Raw genomic sequence first — 18841 nt, forward strand, 5'->3', positions numbered from 1 at the left:
ATGACCATGTCGCAACGATCGCCCGACGACAACACCGACTCTCTCGGACGGCAGACCATCGGCAACGCGATCGTCCTGCACACCTCGGAGGCGGTGAGCTCCGAGGCCCGCGAGATCGCGATGGCCGTACCCGTGGACCCGGACAACGAGATCGTCCTGCTCGATCTGCGACGCGACCTGTCGTACGCGATGTGGGAATCGATCGCGCGGGCCGTCCCCCGCAAGCGACGCGGCATCCGGCTGATCGTCTGCGGCGAGGAACCGGGTACGACCACCCTGGCCGGGCAGTTCCTCTCGGCCCGGCTGGACCGCGTGGTCATCGCCCCGCACGGCCAGATCGTGCGGGGTACGGCCGGAGCCCTCTTCATCCATTCCGCCCAGCACAGCGGCTGGGTGCGCTACCGGGCCGGAAAGCCGCCGAGCTGGGAGGCGAAACGTTTCCCCGTCCCGGTGTGGGACCGCGCCGCCGTCACCCCACTGCAGACCAGTGCGACCGGCGTTGCCGAACCGATCCCCGGCGGCGTGTGGATCAGGGACACCCGGGCCGAGAGCGCCGTCCGGGACCACTGGAACTGGCTGGTCGCCTCGTTGCCGTGCCAGCCGGAGCGACTCACCGTCGTCCTCGGTTGCCCCGGCACGCCGCCGATCTCGCTCGACGACATCGCCCGGTTCTGGCGCGACTTCGACGAGGAGAGCCGGGCGCGGGCAAGGTTCGTCACCTACGGAAAGGTCTTGGCGCCCACCGCGGAACCCCTCGGGCAGGTGCTGGCCGACCTGTTCAAGAGGCAGGTCGTGTGTTTCACCGGCATGCCGATCGGCGACCCGGTCCAGCCGAAGATGTTCACCGTCCGGGAGAACGGGAACTTCGGCTGGCAGGTGTTCGCCGAGGAACTGGCCTACCGGCCCCGGGCCCGGGCCAACGACCCGGCGCCGATGCCCGAGGTCCTGAATCACCGCGCGCCGCTGGCCTCCGGTGATCCGATCGAGCCGCTGGTCTACTGGTACGCCGGCGACGCGGTCGTCGAGGTCGTCCAGGCCGGTCTGTGGATGCGGCCGACGGCCGTACCCGGGCACGCCGAGACGATCCGGGCCACCCGGCCCACCGCCGACAACAACACGGTCATCTTCGACGACACGACGCCGGCCCGAGCGGTACGGATGCGGGTGCTGGCCGAGGATCTCATCGCGCGGCTCGACCGGACGACGATGGAGCACAGCCGGCTGGTCGCAGCATCCGCGGTCACCGCCACCTCGAGCAGTGGCGTGGCTGACGCCGGAGCCGACGCCGCGTTCCGGGACAGCCCCCCGGAGGACCGGACGCGAGCGGTGGCACGGGCCGGGGTCGAGGCGCCGACGCCGGTACCGACCGCATCGCCGGTCCCGGCCGTGACGATGGTGCCCGCACCCCCGTCCAGCACCGCACTCCGGTCTGCGCCGGCCGACGACACGGAAGCCGAGCCGACAACGGCCATGAGGATCGTCCGCGTGGCGCCGCTACCGGCCGACCGGGATGATTCCCGTGGCAGGGCGGCGGCGGCCGTACCGGCCCCGGCGGCCGAGCCGCCGCCGGCAACGTCGATCGCGTCCTCGACGCCGAGTCCGCTCTCGGTCGAGACCCACCAACCGGCACCGAATCCGGATCCGGTGCCGGCCGCGGACCTGCCACCGGGCCCGCTGGCGGTTCCGCCGGTCCTGGATCCCGAGCCGACCGGCTCCCGCCGCCCGCCGCGGTTGCAGCCGACTCCGGTGGCGGCCTCGTCGGCGATTCCCTCCGCTCGAGGCCTTCAGGAGGAGCGGGCGTGGCTGCGACGGACGCTGAGCGACGACTTCGACCGGGTCGCGTCGTCGGTGTCGCGAATGCTGTCCGAGCAGCCCGCGCTGCAGACCGGCGACTCACGGACGCCCGCGGAGATCCTCAGCGACTGCGTGGCCGTACGCCTGTATCTCTCCTCGCAGGGATCGGCGATCGACGCCGACCTGCGCGCGGCCCGCAAAGGCCCGCACGTCCCGTTCGCCCGGTGCGTCGTGGCCGGGCTCGGCCCGATGCCGTCGCACCGGGGACCGGCGTCCTTCACGACCTCGTTGTCCGCCGCGCACTGGACCCTGCTCCACAAGCACAAACTGCTCACCGAATGGGGCTTCCTGAACGCCCTCACCGAGCCGTCACCGGACCTCAAGGGTGACGTCGAGATATTGGTGTGGGCGATGACCGCCCGGCGTACCACCGGATTCGAGCCCCAGGGGGATGAGCGAGCCGACAACCGGGTGCTCTTCCTGCCCGGAACCAGCTTCAAGGTGCTGATGACCACCGAGCCGAGCGGCGCCGCCCGTGGCCGGGTGCTCCTGCGGGAGTTGTCGCGCACCGAGATCGCCGCTGACGGCCGGGTCGCCGGTGACCGGATCAACCTCGACGAACTGGCGGTGGCTTCGCTGCAGCGCTACGTCGAACGCTGGACCGGCAAGGACCGGCCCGCCCGGGTCGGCACTGCGGCCGCCGGCCGGTTCGTGCTCCCGCCCGGTATCGCGTAGGCGATTCATGAGACTGCAAGCCGAAGGTGGTTGACATGCGTCAGAACGCTCACCCGATGGGCCGACAGGTGATCATTGTCGGCGGCGGCGCGCCGGGCGCCTGCCCGACCATCGGCGCGGCCTTGGCGCGCGCGGAGGACGGAGCCTCGATCGTCGTCCGGGCGGGACGCTACGAGGAGCAGCTGACCATCACGAAGCAGGTGACGATCAGCGCCGAGGACGGCGCCGGGACCGTCACGGTGCACACCGCGGTAGGCAGCGTGCTCGTGGTCAGCGGCACCGGGGCCTCGTTGCGTGGCCTGGTGCTGTCGAGCGACGACGAGAAGCTCGCGGCCGTGGATGTCCACCAGGGGGAGGCCGCCCTCGACGACTGCGAACTGCGCGGCCGCTCCTGGGCCACGGTGCTGTCCCGTCTCGAGGGATCGGTCGCCATGCGCGGATGCCTCATCACCAACGGCGCCGGTGCGGGTGTGGTCGTCACGTCCAGCCGGGCGAGCACCGTCGAGGACTGCCGGATCACCAATGTCGGCTCCTCGGCCGTGCTCGTCACCGATGTCGGGTCACTGGCATTGCGCCGGTGCCGGATGACCGAGGTCACGGGCAACGGCATCTTCGTGACCGGAACCGCGGTGTGCACCGTCGAACTGTGTGAAGTGATCGGATCGGACAAACCCGCGGTCGTCATCGACGAGCACGGCGCCGCGCGGATCACCGAGCTCACCGTGAGCGACAGCGTCTCCGTGGACGTCTTCGTCCGCGGCGACGGCGAGGTCACCGTCACCGACTCGACGTTCAGCCGGGCCGGCGCTCAGGCGGTCCACATCACCGGCGCGGCCGCCCCGACGTTCCGCGACTGCCTTTTCACCGATGCCGGCAAGAGCGCCGTGAACGTCGCCGGGACCGGCGCACCGACGTTCGAGAACTGTGTGATCGCCGGCAGCCCGTCCGGTGTCCGGGTCGACGGCGGTGGTGCTCCGGCCTTCCGGCAACTGAGGATCTCGGGTAGCTCCGAGCACCTCGTCGAGGTGACGGCGAAGTCGGGCGTCGTCCTGCACGGAATGCAGGCCGAGGTACGGCAGGGCCGGGGGATCGTACTGGCCGGCGAGAGCACCGGCGAACTCAGCGACCTCGAGCTCTCGAGTCACTGTGGTGCCATCGTGGAGACCTCGGGCGGTGCCCGCCTGACGATCCGGGACGCCCACCTCACGGCCACGGCCGAGGCAGCCGTGACCGCGCGGGACGCCGCGCGGATCGAACTCGCGGGCGTGGTGGTCCGCGGAGGCGGACTGCTCGTCGAGTCGGCGGCCGTCGCGATGCTCGACGACACCGAAATCATCGACGCGTCGAGCGACGGTGTCCGCATCACCGGCGGGGTCCTGACGGCCAGCCGCGGCCGCGTGCGCTCGGCGGGCCGGCACGGCGTGCTGGTCGAGGCCGGTGGCAGCGCCGACATCGTGGAGAGCCAGATTCTCGACAGCGCCGAGGACGGGGTCCAGGTCACCGGGCTGGAGCCGGTCCGGCTGACACGTTCCACGGTGCGCGGCAGTCGCGGCCTGGCCATCCGGGACTCCGAGTCGAACCGCGTGATCGTGAGCGACGTACGGAGTGAAGCGGTCCCGGCCGAGCGCGACCCGTCGGCCGCGCCGTCAACTGCGTGGGACGAACAACCGAGCACGATGGGAGAAACCAGGATCGCGACCTCCGGACCCCTCGCCGACCTGGACGTCCTGGTGGGCCTGGCCGGTGTCAAGGCCGAGGTCAAAGGCCTGATCAACCTCATCACGATGGCGCAGCGGCGGCAGCAGCTCGGTCTGCCGATGCCGCCGATGAGCCGGCATCTCGTCTTCGCCGGTCCACCCGGCACCGGCAAGACCACGGTCGCCCGGCTCTACGGCGCCGTGCTCAAGGAGCTCGGCGTGCTGTCCCAAGGGCACATGGTCGAGGCGTCGCGCGCCGACCTGGTCGGCCAGTACATCGGTTCCACCGCGATCAAGACCACCGAGCTCGTCACCAAGGCGATGGGCGGGGTTCTGTTCATCGACGAGGCGTACACCCTGTCGGCCGGCTCGGGCGGGTCCGGGCCGGACTTCGGCCAGGAGGCCATCGACGCGCTGATGAAGATGATGGAGGACCACCGCGACGAGATCGTGGTGATCGTGGCGGGCTACTCCGAGCTCATGGAGCGGTTCCTCGACTCCAACCCGGGCCTCGGCTCCCGGTTCACCCGCACCATCGAGTTCCCCAACTACAGCGTCGACGAGCTGGTCACCATCACCACCAACCTCTGCCGGAAGCACTACTACGAGCTCACCGACGACGCGATCGAGGCGGTCACCGAATTCTTCGAGCGGACGCCCAAGGGATCGACCTTCGGCAACGGCCGGGTGGCCCGCAAGCTGTTCGAAGCCATGATCAACCATCAGGCGTCCCGGCTGGTGGTTTCCCCACCGGCCAAGGACAACGAGCTCAACCGGCTGACGGCGGCCGACCTCGCACCGGAACTCGCGGAGCTCGCCGGTGCGCCGGTCGCGCCCGCCCCTCAGCTCGACGCCACCGGTGACCCGCGGCAGGCCTTGCAGGCGAGCGTCGCGTGGCGGCGGATCGGCGAGCTGGTCGGCGCCGAGGAGGCCCGGCGGGGGATCGCGGCGAAGGTGACCGCGCTGGCGGTGAAGGGCCGCCCGGCGGCCCCTGGCGACGCCAACGTCGTCCTGGTCGGACCGGCCGGCAGCGGGCGCCGGGAACTCGCGAGTCTCTATGCACGGGCGTTATCCGAGCTCGGCTGCCTGCCGACCGGTCATCTGGTGACCGTCTCGGCCTCCGGGGCCTTGGCCGCGCGCTGGCCGGGCCAGGCGCACAGCCTCGTCGCGAATGCCCTGGGCGACGCCGAGAGCGGTGTTCTGGCCATCCGCTGGGACGTGTCCGCGACCGACGCCTTCGTGAGCGAGATGGTCGATGAGCTGTCCCATGCCGTGCACGGGGTCAGCGCGCCGGTCACCATCCTGATCACCGAGCCGGAGACGGTGGATTCCGTGCCGGGGCGATTGCTGGAGTGCTTCGGGCAACGGTGGACCGTGCCGGCGTACAGCGTCGCCGAAGTGGGGGAGATCGCCGTGCGTTACCTGCTGAGGCACGGGCACGAGCTCTCCGCCGACGTCCGGGAAGCGGTGGTCAAGGGAGCGGCGGGGCTGCCCGACCGCAGCGTCCGCGCCGCCCATGTCTTCGCCGCCGGCCTGTCGCGGACGGCGGCGGTGAAAACATTGACGATGGCCGATGTGGGCTATGCGCAGGCGAGCGCGGGGAAGTCCGGGCTCGCTTTCGTGTGACAGCGGGACGCGGCGTCCGCCCGTCAGGACGGACGCCGCGGTCCGGCTCAGGGCTGATTCGGCTGCTTGGTGTACGCAATCAGTGGTGTGTTGAGCTCGTCCCGCTCCGCGAGCGTCAGTGGGTCGGGAGCCGGAAGCAGGACGTAGGGCTGACCGCCGTCCTGGGATTCGTTCTCCACCGACGCCGCGACTCTTTCCCCCGGCGCGCCCAGGGGCGGGGTAGGAGCGAACTGTCCTTCGTTCGGCTCCGTCTGGTGCCGCGGCTCCACGTGGACCGGGGTGAATCCATCGGCGTTCGGCACGACATCCGTGGCTCGTCGCCTCTCGAGGGGAACGCCGGGGCTGGAACCAGTGGTGCTTTCCGGGTGAGCCACGGCACCGGTGGTGCCGCCCACCGGGCTCGCCGTGCTTCCGCCGGAAACCGGGAGCTCTCGCACGGCCTTGGCGTACCCGTGCGCGTGATGGTCGACCTCGGCACCGGCTTCGCGGAAGTTCTTGCTGGTCGTCGTGAATTGGTTGCCGTAAGCCTCGAGCTTCTGCCGGCGTGTGTCGACGTTGGCGTAGACGGCCGTCATCGCTCCGGCGACGATGGGCTTGATCTGGGCGGCCGTCTCGTCGTCGGCCAGTCCCCAGAGCAGCGTCGCGGAGATGTCGGCGAAGGCCGGCGAGAGCGCCGCGAACTGCGCGGCGCTCGCGGCGTACGGGGACGAGAGCGCTTCGATGCCATCGGGGTCGGCGTACACCGAGTCGGACGTCATGGGGCTCCATTCTCGCGGCCGGTAGACACAGGTACCCAGCCCGACGATAGGCGGCAGCCGGCCCGCGGCCGGCCGGATCGTCCTTAGGGGAAGGAAATGGTGCGCGTATCAGGCTCGAGGGGTCGCCCCGTTGCACGACTCGCCGGCCGGGTTGACCGGGCGGGCACCATCCACTGCCTGTTCAGCGGTTCCGGCCGCGGGGACGGATGAGCGTACGGAAAAGTCCCGGAGAGTCTCGTCGCAGTTTTGCGGCGAGACCTGGCAGGAGCGTGTCTCGTCTTGATCGGCGTAAGCACATACCGGCTTCGATCAAGGAGTTATGACATGAACCGCACCCGCAGGAGCTGGCTGATCGCCTCGGTCGTGATGGCGGCAGCCGTCGTGGTGAGCGGGGGAGTGGCCACCTCGTCCGCGGCCGTGACGACGCCCGCGCCGGCCGCCACCGCGAAGCAGGCCCCAGCGCCGCACCGTCTGGGCGAGCTGATCTCGACCGGTCTCGACGCCACGAAGATCAGCGAGTGGGTGATCTACGGCGCGCCGATCACCGGCGCCGGCATCACGTTCGGCTTCACGGTGGCCGAGCGGCAGAACGACGGCAGCACCGAGGACTACGTGACCGTCAACGAGTACCGCGGCTCCGCTCTGGCACCCGGCTTCCATCCCGCCCACACCGCGATGCGTTACGACGGCGACGTGGTCCAGCCCGCGTTCGGCTACTACGTGGGGCGGCCCGCGAAGGTCACCGGCAGGTTCGGCGGGCGGACCGTCGCCGCGCACACCGCCGGGTGGAGCCACGACCGTTCCGTCACGGTGTTCTGGTTCGACCCGGCGGACCGTACCGAGGGCCCGATGAGCGCCCTCACCGCCGTCGACGCCGCCGGCCGCAAGCTGACCGCCGGTCACCCCGAGGTCTTCGAGAGCTGAGACGACGAGAGCGGGACCATGGCGCGTGGAGACGACGAGTTCGTCACGTTCGCCCGGGCCAGTCAGGCGCGGCTGCAACAGGCGGCGTACCTGCTGACCGGTGACCGGTATCAGGCGGAGGACGCGGCCCAGGCCGCTCTGGTCAAGACCTACGCTGCCTGGTCACGGGTGCGACGAGACGACGCGTACGCCTACGCGCGCCGCGTCCTGGCCAATCTGATCACCGACAGGTGGCGTCGACCCGTCAAGGAGTACGCCACCGAGGTTCTGCCGGACCGGGCCGATCCGCGTGACCTGGCCGAGAACGTCGCCCGCAAGCGGGCCCTGATCGCGGCCCTGCGGACGCTGACCGAGAAGGAACGCGCGGTCGTGGTGATGCGCCACTACCTGGACGTCTCCGAGGCCGACGTGGCCCGCGACCTGCGGCTCACGCTGCCGTCGGTCAAGAACCTCAACCTGCGCGGAATGGCGAAACTGCGAGCCGTGCTCGACCCCGAATCAGCCCGGAGCGGGAGGTTCTCGTGAGCAATGACCTCGACGACGAGGTGCGGGCGACTCTGCAGTCCCCGCCCGGCTTCGCACCACGGGCCCTGGATGTGGAGAACATCATGGCTTCGGGCCGGTGGGTCCGGCGCCGCCGCCGGATCGCGGCCGGCGGCGCCGCCGCGATGGTGGTCGCGGCGGCCGTCCTCGGCATCGGGCACCTGCCCGGCCGGTTGGGACGGGCGCCCGTCCCGGCCGCATCGGTCTCGGCGACGGCCCGGCCCGTACCGCCCCGGGTCTCCGGCGCCCTCGGGGACGCCATCGACACCCGGATCACCGCGGGCCGCGACCACACCTGGGTGCTCTACGCGAACCGGGTCCGCGATCCGAGCGCGCCGGGGACGACGTTCAGGCTCACCATCGCGCGGCACAGCACCGGCGGGAGGACGACCGATCCGTTCGAGCTCCACGAGGACGAGGGCTCGGACCGGGCAGCCGGCTTCCATCCCATGCAGGCACCGATGACCTACGAGAACGGCCTGATCCAGCCCGCCTTCGGCTACTACGTGGGCGCGGCGACCAGGATCACCGGCCGGTCCGGCGGTGGCGTGGTGACCGCGCGTATCGCGACCTGGAGCGTGGACACCACCGTGGCCATCTTCTGGTTCGAGCCGATCGGCGAATCGCCGGAGGACGTCACGGACCTCGTCGCCTACGACGCGGCCGGCACGGAGCTGCCCGCCGGAAACCCGAGGATCTGGAACAACTGATGCCGACACGGAGGAACAGAACTGTGAAGAGGACTCTCGTCGTGCTGGCGGCCGTGCTGTTGACCGGCGGTTGCGCGACCGGCAACGCCGGCACGACCGCGCCGAGCCCGGCGCCGAGCGGCTCCCTGGCCGTGGCCAGCGGCCGGCCGGTGCGGCCGGAGCCCGGCTTCGCCGACCTGGCGCGGGGGAGCACCGTCTCGGCGGTGAAGCTGTTCGCCTACGAGCCGGCCGCGAGGTCGGCGGTCGTGGAACCGATCATCTTCATGGGCGGCGCGGCCTACTGCAAGACATACCAGGTGAAGCGCACCGATACGCGATGCCAGGAGGAATGGACGACCGAGGAGAGCCGGCGCAAGGTCACCATGACGGTGGCGGCGAAACCGGCGTTGCTCACCTGGCAGGGCGAGGACGGCGACGTGTGCGCCGAATCGCTGGCCGACGGCAGCGGGGGCACCTGCCCGATCTCGGTGAAGGCGTTCGGCGACTGGATCGCCGACAACCCGGAATCCATGGTGCAGGCCACCGTCCAGGACGGTGCCATCACCAAGATGGCACTGATCTACACCTCATGAGGAGATGCCGGAGTACGGCGGGCCGCCGCCGCACCCGAGCCTGATCAGCAGCGGAGCTCCGCACCGGAGTCGCGCACCGCTTGGCGATCCGCGTCGACCTTGCTGCCTGTTCGGCCAAACGTTCGTGAGACCACAACTTCGCGAACGACGCTGTCTGCGGAAGACGTTCAAGCGGAAGGCAGAACATGGAACTGGGTGTCGGACTACCCAACGTGGGCGGACAGGTCGAACCGGCCGAGCTCGTCACGATCGCGCGGGCCGCGGAGGATCTCGGTTATGCCGCCGTCTGGGCGGGGGAGAGGCTGATGAGGCCACTGGCGGACGTGTCCTTCCATGGTGCGCCGCCGTCCCCGGTCCCGGGCCCGTACAAGTACGCTCTCGACCCGATCGAGACCTTGAGCCACATCGCCGCCGTCACCGAGACGATCAAGCTCGGCACCAGCGTGGTGAACGCGTTGCTGCAACCGCCCATCCTTCTGGCCAAGCGCCTCGCGACGCTGGACCAGTTCAGCTCCGGCCGGGTGATCGCCGGATTGGGGCAGGGGTGGGTGCCGCAGGAGTTCGAGAGCACCGGCGTGCCCATGGAGCGGGTCGGTGACGGCCTGGACGAGACCGTGGCGGCTCTGCGCGCCTGCTGGGCCGCCGACCCGGTCAGCTTCGACGGCGACTTCGTGCGCATCGAGCGGTCGGAGATCAATCCGAAGCCGGTTCAGCGTCACTTGCCGGTGCTGCTCGGATCGGTGACCGCGGCCGGCGCCCGCCGCGCCGCCCGCATCGCTGACGGCCTGAACCCGATGCTCTTCACCAAGGACGCCCTGCTCGGGCTGGTCAAAGTGTTCCTCACCGCGGTGGTCGAGGCCGGCCGTGACCCGGACTCGGTGTCGGTGGTGGTGCGGGTCAACATGCCCCTCACCGCGACCGATCTCGCCGGCGACCGGCCGTTCCTCGGCGGGTCAGCGGCCCAGGTGGCCGGCGACCTCGCCGAGCTGGAGGGCAGCGGCGTGACCCAGGTGTTCCTCACCAACGAGGCCTTCACCACGACCGCCGATCAGGTCCGCCTGCTCGGGCAGCTGATCGAAGCGTCGACCCGCGAGGGCGTGGCCCAGCGGTAGACGCGTGATCGACCTCGAAAGGCATGATCGCGCAGATCGGGCTGCGCGCGGCGAGTTCGGGCTGGATGCGCTCGCGGTCGACTCCGACGGCGACTACCTGATGGCGGAACGCTCGCGACTCGCCTTCGGGTTCGCGCGGGCCGCGATCGGCATCCGGACCCTTCCTCGGGCGGCGGGGTGGGGCCGGCCGACCTGTTCGGGCCGCACGAAGCCGCCGACGGGCATGGGCAAACGCAGAGAAGCAGGCCGCCGAGCACGTGCCGCCAGCCGGCCACCGCGCCGGGACGCAGCGCGTGGCCGATCAGGATCTGAGCCGGTCCGATGGTTCCCCAGAGCAGGGCGGCGCCGAGGACCAGGGCAACGCCTCGGGAGACACCGTTGTGCTTTCTCATCGACGAGCCAGTCGCCGGGCCGACGGTCACCGGCCTTTCGACGGCAGTGAGCGGGCCGTCCGGCCGGCGGAGGACGTCATCAGGAACACACAGGTGGCCGGGATCCGCATTTCTCCAAAATATCCCCGCTCGCGTGCGACGGGACGGTTCTGTCCACAAGGGAAGGTGAAGACTCTCCACGGGTCGACTGCCGGTCCGGCTTTGTCCGCGCCCAGGACTTCCACCTCCGCCGGGGACAACGAGTGCTCGAGCGAGAACCGGGGCGTCCAGAGGTTCCGGAACGCTATCCCGCGGCCACTACACCGATGTCGGCTCGGTGTAGTGGCCGCTGTGCCTCTCAGCGGTGCGACGGACGTCGACGATGCTGTCCGCGAGGACGGCCGGCTGGGAGAAGAACGGTGAATGCGACGAGTCCAGCTCGATCACCCGGGTCGGCCGGGCGGACAGGGCATCGATCTCGGTGATGAGGCGTCGCTGAAGGGCGGGGCGCAACGCGTTGTCCTGCCGGCACACGACGTACGTGTGCGGAATCGACCCGAACCGATCGGCGGTGACCATGATCGGCTCGGCCGCGATGCCGATCGGACCGTCCGTGCCGAGCAGCGTGAGAGCCGCTTCGGCCGTCCCCTCGTCCACGTCCTGATAGAACGCCTCGCGCAGCGCCGCCCGCCGCCCGGCATCGCCGGTGTCCAGGCGCAGCGCTCCGATCGCCGCCGGGTCACCGATCAGATTCGGTGAGACCAGCTCCCCGGCGTTCTCCTCGGAGAAGACGTATGCCAGCGCCGGCCGGCCGGAGGGAGCGAAGGCCGCGAGGTAGACGAGTTCGCTGATGAGCTCGGGAGCCAACTCGGCGGCCAGGGTCGCCACCGTGCCACCCATGCTGTGAGCCACGACCACGCAAGGCTGACCGCGACCGATCTGCCGCAGCTGGGCCACCAGCGTCGCGGCGGCGGACGACGCGTTGACGGCAACCACCGCGGAGACCTCGTCCGCGTACGCCGACGGGTCGAACGGGCGTTGCCAGCGCGCGGCGGGGGAGTGGTTCTTGAGTCCGTGCCCGTCGAGGTCCACGGCCACGGAGGGAACGCCGCGAACGGCCAGTTCCTGTGTGACGAGGCTCCAGCACCAGGTTCCGTGCCAGAAGCCGTGCACCAGGACGACGGGAGTCGATGACCCCATGTGAACCTCTTCCCTAGCTGAATCGGTGGAGTGACGACAATCCAATGGTGAAGACAACCCGGGCCGCGCGGGGATCGTTCGTCCACCGGGAACGAAAGACTGCCTGCCGAGCCACCGCGTCACCTCCTCTTTGGTCAATCGCTTCCGCCGGACAGCTCGGCGTGATGTCGCTCCGCGCCGTCCGGCGGTCAGATCAGGCCGGCTCGGATCGCGAAGGCGACGGCCTGGACGCGGTTGTGCAGCGAGAAGCGCTGCATGACACACCACAAGATGTACTTGGCCGTACGCTCCGAGATGTTCATGACCGCCCCGATCTGCCTGGTGCCCAGGCCTTCGGCAAGATGGCGGAGCAGGACGAGCTCGCGTTCTGACAGCTCCGGGCCGGCGCTGTCGGCATGGGCGGCGTCATCCAGCCGGCCGAGCTGCTCGGTGAGCGCGGCTACGCTCGCCGGCGCCGGCCGAGCGGCCGTGCGGCGAGCCCGGCGAACGGCGGCCAGCAAACGCTCGGGCGATGCCTCCGAGGGGTGCAGAACCTCGGCCACCCCGGCATTCACCGAGCCTTGGATATCGGCGTCACCCCGGCTCTGGACGATCGCCACCGTCGCCGACCCCTGTGATCGGTGCACCCGCTGCAACTGCCGCAACATGCCGCCCGCCAGCCGAGGCGACTCGGCGACGATCACCTCGATGTCACCGTCGGGGGAGAACGGCTGAAGAATGAGTCCGTGCGATGCCCGCAGCGAGCTGACGACTCCGGCTTCCCGCAACGGTTCCGACGCGATGACCGCCACCCGGATGACGTCGAGGCCGTGAACGTGGTTCTCGGCCGGGGCGGCCCCTGTAGTACGCATGTTGAAGCCTCTCGGCGACTGGCCGCGACCGTTGCGGAAGGGTTGTTTCACCGTAGGAATCAGGGATGGCAGTGGTAGTCACCTCGGTTGGGGGAACAGGCGGTCCCCCGAACCGGGGACTCGCGAGGCTGGAGCGTCCGCGGCGTGACATCGGGGCGTGACCGGCCGCAACGTTGCGGCCGGCCACGCCCCGATGTCACAGCGGGCGGTACGCCCAGATGTCAGCCGTCGGCCCGGTCGGGGCCGTTGTCGAAGCTGGCGTGGTACGACGCGACGAGGTCGGACTGGCCATGGCCCTTCTCGGCCGCGCGCCGGAAGCGCTCAGCAGTGGCCGCGGCGACGTCGAGGCGGACACCGTGGCTCTCGCCGGCCTCCACGATCAGGTTGGCGACCTGCGCGGCCGTTGTCACCTGGACGTTGGGGGGCGTGAACCGGCCGGCCAGGATCGCACCGGACATGACGCGCAGATATCCCATGTCGAGCGGGCCACACCAGCTTGGAGTCCACACATCGACCACCTGAAAGGCGGTCATGGTTACCGTGACGCGGATCGCGATCGTCGGCACCGGTCGGCGCGTGATTTTCATCGCGTCCGACTCGGCGTGGGCTGGGCTACCCCCTCCGAAAGGCCGGAGGCTACCGCCTCGATCACGGTGACCGTGGAGCCGGTGGGCAGTACGCGGCTGAGCGTCAACCCGGCCGCCGAGAACAGCGCCTCGAACTCGGCCACCGTACGTTCGGCGCCGAGGAACACGCTGGCCAGCACGACGTCGAGCATCTTGGCCGGGTCCGGTCCGTCGCCGGACGGAATGATCTCTTCCAGGACGACGACGCGGGCGCCGGCCGCACCGGCGTCGGCGCAGTTGCGCAGGATCGCGATGGCCTGTTCGTCATCCCAGTCGTGGAGGATGTGCGACAGCAGGTAGAAGTCACCACCGCCGGGCACCTTCTGGAAGAAGTCACCCGCGGCCGTCGTCCAGCGTTCACCGAGGCCGGGATCGGGCGCCTGCTCGATCACTGCGGGCAGGTCGAACAGGGTCCCGGTGAGGCCGGGGTGGGCCTCCAGCACGGTGCGCAGCTGCGTTCCGATGCCGCCGCCGCAGTCGACCACGTGACCGCCGCCGGGGAAGTCATAGGTCCGGGCCGCCGCCTGCGGCGAGTCACCGAGGTAGGCGGTCATCATGCGGCCGAACGAGGCGAACTCCTCCGGGTGTGACCCGTAGTACGCGAAGAGATCGCCGGAGCCGGTCAGATCGACGCCGGAACGTCCGGTGCGGAGCGTGTCGACGATCTGGCCGAGGGACGCGTGGAACACCGGGCTGCCCTGGGTCAGGACCAGGTCGCGGGCGAACGTCGGGTGCCCGTCGCACAGATGCTGGCCGGAGTCGGTCAGTTCGTACGTGTCCGGCTGGGTCGTCCGGAAGAGACCGGTCGATGCCGCCGTTCGCAGGACCTGTCGCAGCGGCCGTTCCTGGGCGCCCGCCTTTTCCGCGATCTCGGGCAGCGTCAGCGGGCCGTCGGCCAGCAGGTCGGGGACGCGGAGGGCGGTCAACGCGTACACCGCGCGAGACACCGCCGGGTACAGCGCGGCGGTCATGATTGATTCGGGAATGGTGGCCATGTCGGTCAGACTCCAGCCGCGCGGTTGCGGCTGGTACGCACGACCAGACGGAGAGTGGTGCCGGCCGAGATCTCGTTGTTCATGGATCCCGACGCTAGAGCGGTGGGCGGACGTCAGGGACGTATTACCGATACGGGTCAGGCGATGAGGCTCAGGCCCTTCAGCGTGTGCAGCAGCCTGGCCAGGCGGACGTCCGTGTCGGTGCCCGGCCGGGGCTGCAGCAGCATCAGCCGCTGTGTGGTCGACTGACTCAGCATCACGGAGCACTCCAGCTCGAGTAGCCCGACCCGCTCGTCATTGATGCGCTTGACGTTGCAGTGCAGAGCCGCCACGGTGTGGTCGTCCCACCAGGCCGCGAAGTCCGTGCTTGCGGACCGTAGTTCATCAACCATCATCACAGCTCGCGGATCTTTTCCTCGCCGGGCGACCACCGCCCGAAGGTCTGCGACGAAGGCCTGGCCGGTCTGCTCGTGCTGCTCGGGCGGTTCCTGCCAGTGCCGGTACTCCGCGCAGGTGAACCACTGCCAGATCAGATTCGTCGACCGCTTCCTCGGCCCGGTCAGGTCGCCGAAGATCGCGATGTTCATCCGGTTCTGGACCAGCGCGTCACCGAGCTCGTGGACGATGGCCGCGGGAACGTGTGGTGACAACGCGTCGAGGGCAGCCACCAGCTGAGGGTCGGGTTCGATGCCGAACTCGGGCTCGAACGGCGTGGAATAGCCGGCCAGGCGGAACAGGTGGTCGCGTTCGTCGGCGTTGAGCTCGAGTGCCTGCGCGATGCTGCCGAGCATGGACGCCGACGGATGCGGCCCGCGACCCTGTTCGAGACGCTCGTAGTAGACGAGCGACATGTTCGCCCGCTCCGCGACCTCGCTCCGGCGCAATCCAGGCGTACGACGCAGGGTCACGCTCTTGATACCGACCGACGCGGGCGGCAGGGACTCGCGTCTACGGCGAAGGAAATCTCCGAGCTCAGTCGTCGCTTCGGGCATATGTCAACAATAGTCGTACCGGCGACGGCGATCGGCACCATTGATCCGACGGGCATTCTCCGAGTGCGCGCCTGGATAGGATCAGGTCCCTCAGCCGTGGGCCACGGGCTCCGCCTTGAGCCATCCATCCGATCCTGTCCTCGCCGAAGGTGCCGAGCCCGTGGTCAAGCCGTAGCTGGCTGCGACCGGCGCCACCCCGCGTGTTGTCCTGCGATACGAGGACCTGATCCCCCCGCCGTAGAGGTAAACGAGGAGGTGGGCATAGCGCCGGGGTCACTATGCTTCCGCACATGGATCAACGTGATCAACAGAGCGACATCGTCCGGCAAATTCAGCTGCTCGAGGCCAAGCTGGTGGCCGCGACGCGCGCTCATGAGGTCGTCACACTTGCTGAGCAGGCGTCTACTTCGAAGTCGGCCGTTCCGCAGGTGATGGAGACTTTCTCACTTACCGAAGAACAGGCAGTAGTAGTCCTGGACTCACAGTTCCGTGCTGTCACCTCGACGGCTCGCGAACAAATCGAGGAAGAGATCCGAACTCTGAAAGCCTCCGTCGAGTCAAAGGGGAATTGAACGCGCGTGCTGTGCCGGCCTACGGCCCGGATGGATGATCTAGGCTCTGCGGTGCGGCGGGCTGGTGGACGTCGCTCCAGGTGAATGATGTCGGGTGAGGGAGTGGATGGTTTAGATGGCTCGTCAGACAATCACGGTGTTGACCGACGATCTCGATGGCGGGGACGCCGACCGGACGGTCGAGTTCGGGTTCGACGGGGTGACCTACACGATTGATCTGTCGGAAAAGAATGCCGGCAAGCTTCGCAAGGTGCTCGAGCCGTACCTGGCGGTCGCTGCCAAGGCCGGCCGTGTCGTAGGACGGCGTGGTGCAGCCGGAGTGTCGCGGGCGAGCAGCCGGGACGACAACCAGGCGATCCGGGAGTGGGCGACCAAGAATGGTTGGGCTGTCTCGGAGCGCGGCCGTATCCCGAGTTCCGTCGTCGAGGCATACAACAACCGCTGACCATCGGAAGACATCCCGCGGTCCGTATTGAGTGGCGGGTCTCCGTGACGCGTGGGGCGACGACCCGGCAGGTGACGCACGACGGGTCGGGTCCTGACGCGGCGCCGGGCGGCCGTTCCGCCATGCCACGACGTGACACGAGGCCCTTTGAGCAGTGGCGCAGGCCTTCGAGATCCTGAGCAGTGCGACTCGTCGACCATTTGTGGTGGGCGTAGGAACAGCCGATCAAGGCGACGGTTACGCTGGGTCAACAGCAACCCGAGGAGGTGTCTGCAGATGATCAATGTGCAGGAGTTCGCCCGGCGGCTCAGCACCCTCGGAGCCGATGCGTTCACCAGCGACGATGTCGTGGACCTGGCGACCGCCGCCGATATTCGTATCAGCGCTGACCTGGAGATTGACGCCGATCTGGCGCAGCGCCTGCTTGACCGCATCTCGCCCGCGCTTCCCGTCACCGGAGCGCAGATCGTGGCGTCGCAGTGGCCGCCACCGATGTCCTCCCGGTCTACAGCGCCTCCGATGACGTTCTCCAGTCCCGGTGCCGTCGATGGCCCGACTGATCAGCCGACTCGACCCCGCAGTTCTAGGCCTGCGCACAGCGGCCGGCGACCCGGCTCTCGACGACCTGGCAGGTGAATCGGCTGGCTTACCCCTCCCGAATGCCGCGGCGCCCGCACGAACCGCTATGTGGCGATCGCCAACATCGCTGATCTGCACCTGAGCGTCGGCGAGGTGGCCGAGAGCTTGGACGGCGGCCGTGCCTTCCGCCCGGAATCGGCGTCGAGGCCCTCGCCTACGGCGTACATCTTGAGGTCTGGGAGGTCGTCTTCGGCGTCGTCTGGCTCGGCGTCTGCCTGGCGATGCTGATCGGCAGCCTCGCCGTGGCGGGCATCCTGATCGCTCCGAACGCCCGGAAACTCTGGGCGGAGTTGAGGGCCTTGGGCAGGCTCACAGGAAGGTTCAAGTCCGAGGGTCGCGATCCTGACCGGTGACTACCGGCAAAATGCCGCAACAGCGCTTCGGGGTATTGCCCGCGTGGTAGGGGCTGACGCGGACCTGCCATTGACGGGCCGGTTCATCGTGCACGGCGACCGCTGCGCAGTGTGCGGTCGCCAGCAACGCCATCTCCTCGATCCGGCCGGCGGGGAGGATGGCCCTCAGCCGTCCAGTGCCGACGGCCCGCAGCCTTGCCCGCCCCTCGGCCACAACGGTGACCAATGTCTGCCCGCCGTCCGTGAATCGGTAGATCCGAATGGTGTCGATAGTTGGTGAGACTCTCTCCTGACGCCCGTTCGCGGTATTCCACAGGCGGGTAGCGCGCTCGTCACCCCGGTCAGCCAGTTGGCGGCCGTCCCGTGAGAAGTTCACGCTCTTCGGCCTCCAGACAGGCCACGGCCCCGGTGCTTCCGTTCAACGGATTGCGCTCGGTCATCGACAGGGGTTCGGAGGCGCCCTGATCGCGGCAGATCGGTCGCCGGAGCCGCGGAGGTTCTCGCTGGATAGGGGGGTCAAATCCTGTGGATCGTGATGAGGTCTTCGAGGCCTGCGAGATCGTCGGCGTTGCGGGTGTAAATAGCGGCGTCGTGAGCGTGCGCGGTTGCGGCGATGAGCAGATCCATGACTCTTGCTCGTGGCTGGCGGCCGGTCTCGACGACGCGTGCGGCTAGCCGTGCGTAGCTGTCGGCGATGGCTTCGTCGATGGGGAGCGGGTCGAATCGGCGTTGAATGGCGCTGAGTCGTGCCAGGCGCAGCGCTCTCGCCTCGGCGGTTTTCGCGATCAGAACTCCGAACTGGAGTTCGGCGAGACTCGCGGCGCTGATGGCGAGTTCGCCGCGGATCGGGGTTATGTCGGTGGCGATGAGGATGCTGGTGTCGAGGATGCCTCGACTCACCGTTCGGCCCACGGGTCGGCGACGGTGTCGTCGAGGAGGTCCCGGTCGTCGGCCCATCGAGGGTCGGTGGGTTGATCGAAGACTCCGGCGAGGTCGTTCCACTCGCGCCAGGTGCGAGGACTCACCGGGCCGAGCACCGCGGCCGGCCGGCCGGCAACGGTGATCGTCACTCGTTCACCCGCTTGCGCCCGGCGCACCAGGTCGCTGGCGTTCTGCCGCATTTCCCGCAGTCCAACTTCATGCACAGACCGAGCGTAGCACATGTGCTACCGGCCCTCGAGGAGTGCATTGCCGGATCGAGACCGATCGATCGGGCCGCCGTCGAGCCGCTTCGATGTCAGTCGCCCTCGACCGGGCGGATCTCGGCGAGATCAGGTGCCCGATCATCGGCAGATCAGTACGTGATCATGCGGTCTCGGCGAGCAG

General features: G+C 69.2%; 19 protein-coding genes. 10 read left to right on the forward strand and 9 right to left on the reverse strand.

Annotated features, from left to right (window positions below):
• Positions 1-6: 6 nt before the first annotated feature.
• Together AB0O15_RS27820 and AB0O15_RS27825 are read left to right on the forward strand one after the other, a co-directional pair.
• Entirely contained in the window at positions 7-2529 is a 2523-nt protein-coding gene (locus AB0O15_RS27820) for a hypothetical protein (RefSeq protein WP_364323934.1), read from the forward strand.
• A gap of 35 nt (positions 2530-2564) precedes the next feature.
• Positions 2565-5852, forward strand: a complete 3288-nt coding sequence (locus AB0O15_RS27825) for a right-handed parallel beta-helix repeat-containing protein (RefSeq protein WP_364323936.1) — start codon at positions 2565-2567, stop codon at positions 5850-5852.
• A gap of 47 nt (positions 5853-5899) precedes the next feature.
• On the opposite strand, the gene AB0O15_RS27830 is transcribed toward AB0O15_RS27825, so the two are convergent.
• Entirely contained in the window at positions 5900-6595 is a 696-nt protein-coding gene (locus AB0O15_RS27830; protein ID WP_364323938.1) for a hypothetical protein, read from the reverse strand.
• 339 nt (positions 6596-6934) lie between these two features.
• Between AB0O15_RS27830 and AB0O15_RS27835 the strand changes: the two genes are divergently transcribed.
• From AB0O15_RS27835 to AB0O15_RS27855, 5 genes are all read left to right on the forward strand, one after another.
• Positions 6935-7534 (forward strand): hypothetical protein, encoded by a 600-nt coding sequence (locus AB0O15_RS27835; RefSeq protein ID WP_364323940.1) that lies wholly within the window; start codon positions 6935-6937, stop codon positions 7532-7534.
• 18 nt (positions 7535-7552) lie between these two features.
• Entirely contained in the window at positions 7553-8059 is a 507-nt protein-coding gene (locus tag AB0O15_RS27840; protein ID WP_364323942.1) for a sigma-70 family RNA polymerase sigma factor, read from the forward strand.
• Positions 8056-8787 (forward strand): hypothetical protein, encoded by a 732-nt coding sequence (locus AB0O15_RS27845; RefSeq protein WP_364323944.1) that lies wholly within the window; start codon positions 8056-8058, stop codon positions 8785-8787. Before AB0O15_RS27840 ends, AB0O15_RS27845 begins: the two co-directional genes overlap by 4 nt.
• A 23-nt stretch (positions 8788-8810) precedes the next feature.
• Entirely contained in the window at positions 8811-9359 is a 549-nt protein-coding gene (locus AB0O15_RS27850) for a hypothetical protein (RefSeq protein ID WP_364323946.1), read from the forward strand.
• A gap of 185 nt (positions 9360-9544) precedes the next feature.
• Positions 9545-10471, forward strand: coding sequence for a TIGR03619 family F420-dependent LLM class oxidoreductase (locus AB0O15_RS27855; protein ID WP_364323948.1), 927 nt, complete (start codon positions 9545-9547; stop codon positions 10469-10471).
• A gap of 689 nt (positions 10472-11160) precedes the next feature.
• Here AB0O15_RS27855 and AB0O15_RS27860 read toward each other — a convergent pair.
• From AB0O15_RS27860 to AB0O15_RS27880, 5 genes are all read right to left on the reverse strand, one after another.
• The gene (locus AB0O15_RS27860) at positions 11161-12042 is read right to left on the reverse strand and encodes an alpha/beta fold hydrolase (RefSeq protein WP_364323950.1); all 882 of its coding nucleotides are present in this window, start codon (positions 12040-12042) and stop codon (positions 11161-11163) included.
• 188 nt (positions 12043-12230) lie between these two features.
• Positions 12231-12893: a LuxR C-terminal-related transcriptional regulator gene (locus tag AB0O15_RS27865; RefSeq protein ID WP_364323952.1), complete on the reverse strand. Its 663-nt coding sequence runs from the start codon at positions 12891-12893 to the stop codon at positions 12231-12233.
• A 221-nt stretch (positions 12894-13114) separates the two neighbouring features.
• Entirely contained in the window at positions 13115-13426 is a 312-nt protein-coding gene (locus AB0O15_RS27870) for a hypothetical protein (RefSeq protein ID WP_364323954.1), read from the reverse strand.
• A gap of 50 nt (positions 13427-13476) precedes the next feature.
• Positions 13477-14490, reverse strand: coding sequence for a methyltransferase (locus tag AB0O15_RS27875; protein ID WP_364323956.1), 1014 nt, complete (start codon positions 14488-14490; stop codon positions 13477-13479).
• 161 nt (positions 14491-14651) lie between these two features.
• Positions 14652-15506: a helix-turn-helix transcriptional regulator gene (locus tag AB0O15_RS27880; RefSeq protein ID WP_364323958.1), complete on the reverse strand. Its 855-nt coding sequence runs from the start codon at positions 15504-15506 to the stop codon at positions 14652-14654.
• A 290-nt stretch (positions 15507-15796) separates the two neighbouring features.
• Here AB0O15_RS27880 and AB0O15_RS27885 point away from each other — a divergent pair, with 290 nt between their 5' ends.
• The 3 genes from AB0O15_RS27885 to AB0O15_RS27895 all read left to right on the forward strand — a co-directional run bounded on the left by AB0O15_RS27885 (position 15797) and on the right by AB0O15_RS27895 (position 17159).
• Positions 15797-16078, forward strand: coding sequence for a hypothetical protein (locus tag AB0O15_RS27885; RefSeq protein ID WP_364323960.1), 282 nt, complete (start codon positions 15797-15799; stop codon positions 16076-16078).
• A 115-nt stretch (positions 16079-16193) separates the two neighbouring features.
• On the forward strand, positions 16194-16523 hold the full coding sequence (locus tag AB0O15_RS27890; RefSeq protein WP_364323962.1) for an Lsr2 family protein: 330 nt from the start codon (positions 16194-16196) through the stop codon (positions 16521-16523).
• Positions 16524-16799: 276 nt separating this feature from the next.
• The gene (locus AB0O15_RS27895) at positions 16800-17159 is read left to right on the forward strand and encodes a hypothetical protein (protein ID WP_364323964.1); all 360 of its coding nucleotides are present in this window, start codon (positions 16800-16802) and stop codon (positions 17157-17159) included.
• A gap of 324 nt (positions 17160-17483) precedes the next feature.
• Here the strand turns inward: AB0O15_RS27895 and AB0O15_RS27900 are convergent, their stop codons facing one another.
• From AB0O15_RS27900 to AB0O15_RS27910, 3 genes are all read right to left on the reverse strand, one after another.
• On the reverse strand, positions 17484-17891 hold the full coding sequence (locus tag AB0O15_RS27900) for a hypothetical protein (protein ID WP_364323966.1): 408 nt from the start codon (positions 17889-17891) through the stop codon (positions 17484-17486).
• 140 nt (positions 17892-18031) lie between these two features.
• Positions 18032-18427: a PIN domain-containing protein gene (locus tag AB0O15_RS27905; RefSeq protein ID WP_364323968.1), complete on the reverse strand. Its 396-nt coding sequence runs from the start codon at positions 18425-18427 to the stop codon at positions 18032-18034.
• Positions 18412-18660: a type II toxin-antitoxin system prevent-host-death family antitoxin gene (locus AB0O15_RS27910; RefSeq protein WP_364323970.1), complete on the reverse strand. Its 249-nt coding sequence runs from the start codon at positions 18658-18660 to the stop codon at positions 18412-18414. Before AB0O15_RS27910 ends, AB0O15_RS27905 begins: the two co-directional genes overlap by 16 nt.
• Positions 18661-18841 lie beyond the last annotated feature (181 nt).

The organism is Actinoplanes sp. NPDC089786 (genome assembly GCF_040684855.1).
Lineage (GTDB): Bacteria > Actinomycetota > Actinomycetes > Mycobacteriales > Micromonosporaceae > Actinoplanes.